Genomic DNA, 5,524 nt, shown 5'->3' with positions numbered 1-5,524 from the left:
CCGCTCCGGCGGCGGGGGGCCCCGGCCCGGCCGGCAAGGACGGCCGCACCTCCCGGCGCTCGCTGCTGCACCGGCTGCTGGGCCGGCCGGAGATCGGCGCGCTGATCGGAGCCGTCGCGGTCTACCTCTTCTTCTTCGCCGCGGCACCCACATTCCGCCAGTTCGACTCGCTGGCCACCGTGCTCTACCAGGCGTCCACGATCGGCATCATGGCGCTCGCGGTGGCCCTGCTGATGATCGGCGGCGAGTTCGACCTCTCGGCCGGTGTCGCGGTGATCACCTCGGCGCTCACCGCGAGCATGTTCGCCTTCCAGCTGTCGATGAACGTCTGGGTGGGCGTCGCCTTCGCCCTCGCGGTGTCGCTGGCCATCGGCGCGCTCAACGGCTTCCTGCTGATCAGGACCGGGCTGCCCAGCTTCCTGGTGACGCTCGGCACCTTCCTGATGCTCCAGGGCGCCAACCTGGCCGTGACGAAGCTGGTCACCGGCAACGTCGCCACCGACTCCATCCGCGACATGGACGGGTTCAGCCAGGCGCAGGCGGTGTTCTCCTCCTCGGTGACCATCGGCGGCACCAGCTTCCGCGTCACCGTGCTGTGGTGGCTGTTCTTCGCCCTGGTCGGCACCTGGGTGCTGCTGCGCACCAAGTACGGCAACTGGGTGTTCGCCGTCGGCGGCAACCGCGAGAGCGCGCGGGCGGTCGGCGTGCCGGTCGCCTTCACCAAGATCACGCTGTTCATGACGGTCGGCTTCGCGGCCTGGTTCGTCGGCATGCACCAGCTGTTCGCCTTCAACACCGTGCAGTCCGGCGAGGGCGTCGGCAACGAGCTGCTCTACATCGCGGCGGCCGTCATCGGCGGCTGCGTGCTGACCGGCGGCTACGGCTCGGTGATCGGCCCGGTGATCGGCGCGTTCCTGTTCGGCATGGTCACCCAGGGCATCGTCTACGCCAACTGGAACCCGGACTGGTTCAAGTTCTTCCTGGGCGCGATGCTGCTGCTCGCCGTCCTCGTCAACCTGTACGTGCGCAACCAGGCCACCCGGAGGTGACCCACGATGGCGACCCCATCCGATGACAACCCGGACCGTTCCGCGCCGATCGTCGAACTGCGCGGTGTCGGCAAGGCCTACGGCAACATCCGGGCCCTCAGCGGCGTCGACCTGGTGGTACGTCCCGGCCGGGTGACCTGCGTGCTCGGCGACAACGGCGCCGGCAAGTCGACCCTGATCAAGATCGTGTCGGGACTGCACCAGCACACCGAGGGCGAGTACCTCATCCAGGGCCGCCCGGTCCGGCTGTCCACCCCGCGCGAGGCGCTGGACCACGGCATCGCGACCGTCTACCAGGACCTCGCCACCGTGCCGATGATGCCGGTCTGGCGGAACTTCTTCCTCGGTTCCGAACTGACCAGCGGGGTGTGGCCGTTCCGCCGGCTCGACATCGCGCAGATGAAGCGGATCGCCGACGCCGAGCTGCGCGAGATGGGCATCGTGCTGGACGACCTGGAGCAGCCCATCGGCTCACTCTCCGGCGGGCAGCGGCAGTCGGTCGCCATCGCCCGGGCCGTCTACTTCGGCGCCCGGGTGCTGATCCTCGACGAACCGACGGCCGCACTGGGCGTCAAGCAGTCCGGCGTGGTGCTCAAGTACATCGCCGCCGCCCGGGAACGCGGCCTCGGTGTCATCTTCATCACCCACAACCCGCACCACGCCTTCATGGTCGGTGACCACTTCGCCGTGCTGCGCCTCGGGGCCCTGGAGCTGAACGCCACCCGCAGCGACGTCTCGTTGGAGGAGCTGACCAACCACATGGCCGGCGGCGCGGAACTCGCCGCACTCAAACACGAACTGGCCCAGGTCAGCGGAGTGACAGTGGAGACCCTGCCGGAGGAGACGGGGCCAAGGTCCCCCGGCGCCACCCGTCCCTGACCCCGGACCGCCCCATCCGGACGCGCCCGGCCACCGGCGGGCCGGGTAACCGTCCGGGGCCGACCACCGCGGCGCACCGCGCCCACCACCGCACCGTCCCCCGGTCCCCCAGCGGACCGGTGAGAGGAGACCCCCGTCATGACAGCCCCCGGCCTTCCCGCCCTGGACCGACTCCGGATCGGCTCGGCCCCCGACTCCTGGGGCGTGTGGTTCCCCGACGACCCGCAGCAGGTGCCCTGGCAGCGGTTCCTGGACGAGGTGTCCGGAGCGGGCTACGACTGGATCGAGCTCGGCCCCCACGGCTACCTGCCGACCGACCCGGCCCGGCTCACCGACGAGGTGCAGCGCCGCGGTCTGAAGGTGTCCGCCGGGACGGTGTTCACCGGTCTGCACCGCGGCCCCGCCGTCTGGGACGAGACCTGGGCGCACGTCGCCGAGGTCGCCGCCCTCACCAGGGCGATGGGCGCCGGGCACCTGGTGGTCATCCCCTCCTTTTGGCGTGACGACAAGACGGCCGAGCTGCTCGAACCGTCCGAGCTGACCGGCGAGCAGTGGGCGCAGCTGGCGGCCGGCATGGAGAAGCTGGCCCGGCGCTGCCGCGAGGAGTTCGGCCTGGACATCGTGGTGCACCCGCACGCCGACACCCACATCGACACCGAGGAGCACGTGGTGCGCTTCCTCGACTCGACCGACTCGGACCTGGTCAACCTGTGCCTGGACACCGGCCACTACGCGTACTGCGGCGGGGACAGCGTCAAGCTGATCGAGACCTACGGCGAGCGCATCGGGTACCTGCACCTCAAGCAGGTCGACCCGGACGTGCTGGCCGACGTCGTGAAGAACGGCACGCCCTTCGGTCCGGCCGTGCGGCAGGGCGTGATGTGCGAGCCGCCGCTGGGCGTGCCCGCGCTGGAACCGGTGCTGACCGCCGCGCAGGGCCTGGGCATCGACCTGTTCGCCATCGTCGAGCAGGACATGTACCCCTGCCCGCCCGACCAGCCGCTGCCCATCGCCGAGCGCACCCGCCGCTTCCTGCGGTCCTGCGGCGCCTGACCGCACGGACGGCACCGCCCCACCCACGGCCCGTGCGCCGGGCGCGCCCCGGCGCCGGCCGTCCTCGACCTCGGCCGGACCGCTACCAGGAGACGAAGGACCACATGACGAACCAGGGCTCTGTCGGCGTCGCCGTGATCGGCACCGGGAAGATGGGCGCCGACCACGTACGCCGGATCAACGACGTCATCAGCGGCGCCCACGTGGCGGCCGTGGTGGACATCGACCACGCCAGGGCCGCGGAGCTGGCCGACGGCCTGAACGGCTGCACCGCGCACACCGACCCCGCCGCCGCGATGGCCGCCGACGGCGTGGACGCCGTACTCATCGCCTCTCCCGGCCCGGCGCACGAGGCGGCGCTGCTGGAGGCGCTGTCCCGGGACCTGCCAGTGCTGTGCGAGAAGCCGCTCACCCCGGACGCGCAGAGCGCGCTGCGAGTGCTGAAGGCCGAGCAGGAGCGGGGCCGCCGGCTGATCCAGGTGGGCTTCATGCGCCGCTTCGACAGCGAGTACCTGGACCTCAAGGAGCTGCTGTCCGGCGGTGAGCTGGGCCGGCCGCTGATGCTGCACTGCCGCCACCGCAACGCGGGCGTGCACGACTACTTCACCAACGAGATGCTGATCAACGACGCGGTGGTGCACGAGATGGACTGCGCCCGCTGGCTGCTGGAGCAGGAGATCACCGCGGTGAGCGTATTCCGGCCGACGGCGAACTCCGGCGCTCCCGAGGGGCTCAGCGACCCGCAGCTGGTCGTGTTCGAGACCGAGGGCGGCGCGCTGGTCAACGTCGAGATGTTCGCCACCTGCGGCTTCGGCTACCAGGTGCAGGCGGAGGCGGTCTGCGAGCGGGGCACCGCGCGCATCGGGGAGGGCCACGGCATGCTGACCAACCGGGCCGGGCGGTGGGGCGGCGCGATCACACAGGACTTCATCGGCAGGTTCGCCGAGGCCTACGACCGGGAGTTGCAGCGCTGGGTGGACGCCACCCGGAGCGGCACCACGACCGGGCCGAGCGCCTGGGACGGCTACGCCGCCGCCGCGGTGTGCGAGGCCGGTGTCGCCGCTCAGGCCACCGGGCGGCGCACCGCCGTCGACATGATCGAGCGCCCCGCCTTCTACCGGTGAAGGACCCGCCATGCGCATCGCTCTCGACCCCTACATGTTCCGGCATGTGCCGCTGCTCGAACTGCCCGCTCTGGTAGCGGAGTTGGGATACGAGTGGATCGAGCTGTCGCCCCGGGAGGACGTCAACCCCTTCTTCAGGCACCCGCGTGTCGACGACGGCACGGTACGCCGGTTCCGCAAGGCGCTGGACGCCGCGGGGGTGCGGATCTCGTCCGTGCTACCGCTGTTCCGCTGGTCCGGACCGGACGAACTGGAACGCCAGGCGGCGGTCCGGTACTGGAAACGGGCCATCCAGATCGCCTCGGACCTCGGCGTGGACAGCATGATCTCGGAGTTCAACGGCCGCCCGGAGGACCCCGAGCGGAGCGAGGCGCAGTTCTGGCGGTCGATGGAGGAACTGCTGCCGCACTTCGAACGGGAGGGTGTTCGGTTGGCGTTGGAGCCCCACCCGGACGACTTCATCGAGGACGGCTACCAGGCCGTCAACATGATCCGCGGCATCAACCACCCGCAGGTCTCCTACCTGTACTGCGCGCCGCACACCTTCCACCACGGCGACGACGCGCCCGGCCAGATCGCGCACGCGGGTGAGCTGCTGACCCACGTGCACCTGGCCGACACCTTCGACCACCGCGGCTCCTCGGGACTGCGCTACATCGTCAACCCGCCCGGTTCGACGGTCCGCGTCCACCAGCACCTGGACGTCGGCCAGGGTGAGGTGGACTTCGACGAGCTGTTCCGCGCGCTGCGGGACAACCACTTCGACGGGACGCTGACGGCCTGCGTCTTCGCGTGGGAGGAGCGGGCCCGGGAGTCGTCGCTGTTCATGCGGCGCAGGATCGACGAGTACCTGGCCGGCCGCCCCTGACGCCGCCGCTGACCGCCACGGCGGAACCGGCGCCGCGGCGGTGGTCGTCATATCGGATGACCGCAGGCCGGAGGGCAGCCGGTCGCGGGTCACGCGCGTCACGCGAGTAACAAGAGTCCCCAGCCGGTCACAGTCGTCACCGTTACGCGGGTTTCCGGTCACAGGAGGTCAACAGCGGGGCCCGGTCGTCACACTGTGTCGTGCGTCACGCACAGTCTGGTCGGGCATCACCGGACACCCCCGTGGAGGTGCCTCACATGGCCGACCGACGTCTGTGGTCTTACAAGGAGATCGCCGCGCACATCCAGGTCCAACCGGACACCGTGCGCTCGTACCGCAAGCACGGCCTGCTGCCGTCACCCGACCTCGTCGAGGGCGGCAAGCCCTACTGGTTCGCGGACACCGTCCGCGAGTGGGTGGCCCGCAGGCCGGGGCACGGCGGACGACGAGGGACATAGGACGGCACCCGCCGCAGATCCGAGGCCCCGCACACCGCACCCGCGGCGTGCGGGGCCTTCGCGTGCCGCGGCACCGGACAGGCGCCGCGACGG

At 70.9% G+C, this 5,524-nt stretch carries 6 protein-coding genes; all 6 read left to right on the top strand.

What is annotated here, in order from left to right; translation table 11 throughout:
* Positions 1-1,049, top strand: a 1,049-nt coding sequence (locus ACYVE9_RS14210; protein WP_461028195.1) for an ABC transporter permease, incomplete at its 5' end; no start/stop codon positions are given.
* A gap of 6 nt (positions 1,050-1,055) precedes the next feature.
* Positions 1,056-1,928 (top strand): ATP-binding cassette domain-containing protein, encoded by an 873-nt coding sequence (locus ACYVE9_RS14205; RefSeq protein ID WP_461028194.1) that lies wholly within the window; start codon positions 1,056-1,058, stop codon positions 1,926-1,928.
* A gap of 138 nt (positions 1,929-2,066) precedes the next feature.
* Positions 2,067-2,981, top strand: coding sequence for a sugar phosphate isomerase/epimerase family protein (locus ACYVE9_RS14200; protein WP_461028193.1), 915 nt, complete (start codon positions 2,067-2,069; stop codon positions 2,979-2,981).
* Positions 2,982-3,085: 104 nt separating this feature from the next.
* Positions 3,086-4,105: a Gfo/Idh/MocA family protein gene (locus ACYVE9_RS14195; RefSeq protein ID WP_461028192.1), complete on the top strand. Its 1,020-nt coding sequence runs from the start codon at positions 3,086-3,088 to the stop codon at positions 4,103-4,105.
* Positions 4,106-4,115: 10 nt separating this feature from the next.
* On the top strand, positions 4,116-4,973 hold the full coding sequence (locus ACYVE9_RS14190) for a sugar phosphate isomerase/epimerase family protein (RefSeq protein ID WP_461028191.1): 858 nt from the start codon (positions 4,116-4,118) through the stop codon (positions 4,971-4,973).
* Between the two features lie 257 nt (positions 4,974-5,230).
* Positions 5,231-5,431: a helix-turn-helix transcriptional regulator gene (locus ACYVE9_RS14185; RefSeq protein WP_461028190.1), complete on the top strand. Its 201-nt coding sequence runs from the start codon at positions 5,231-5,233 to the stop codon at positions 5,429-5,431.
* Positions 5,432-5,524: the final 93 nt, after the last annotated feature.

The sequence above is a fragment of the Streptomyces sparsus genome (assembly GCF_054776295.1).
Note: the sequence above shows the minus strand (reverse complement) of the source record. Positions and strands in the feature narration are given on the sequence as shown.

Excerpts from the sequence above, each read along its gene's own strand:
- ACYVE9_RS14205 (WP_461028194.1), top strand. The coding sequence starts at position 1,056 with ATGGCGACCCCATCCGATGACAACCCGGACCGTTCCGCGCCGATCGTC.
- ACYVE9_RS14200 (WP_461028193.1), top strand. The coding sequence starts at position 2,067 with ATGACAGCCCCCGGCCTTCCCGCCCTGGACCGACTCCGGATCGGCTCG.
- ACYVE9_RS14195 (WP_461028192.1), top strand. The coding sequence starts at position 3,086 with ATGACGAACCAGGGCTCTGTCGGCGTCGCCGTGATCGGCACCGGGAAG.
- ACYVE9_RS14190 (WP_461028191.1), top strand. The coding sequence starts at position 4,116 with ATGCGCATCGCTCTCGACCCCTACATGTTCCGGCATGTGCCGCTGCTC.
- ACYVE9_RS14185 (WP_461028190.1), top strand. The coding sequence starts at position 5,231 with ATGGCCGACCGACGTCTGTGGTCTTACAAGGAGATCGCCGCGCACATC.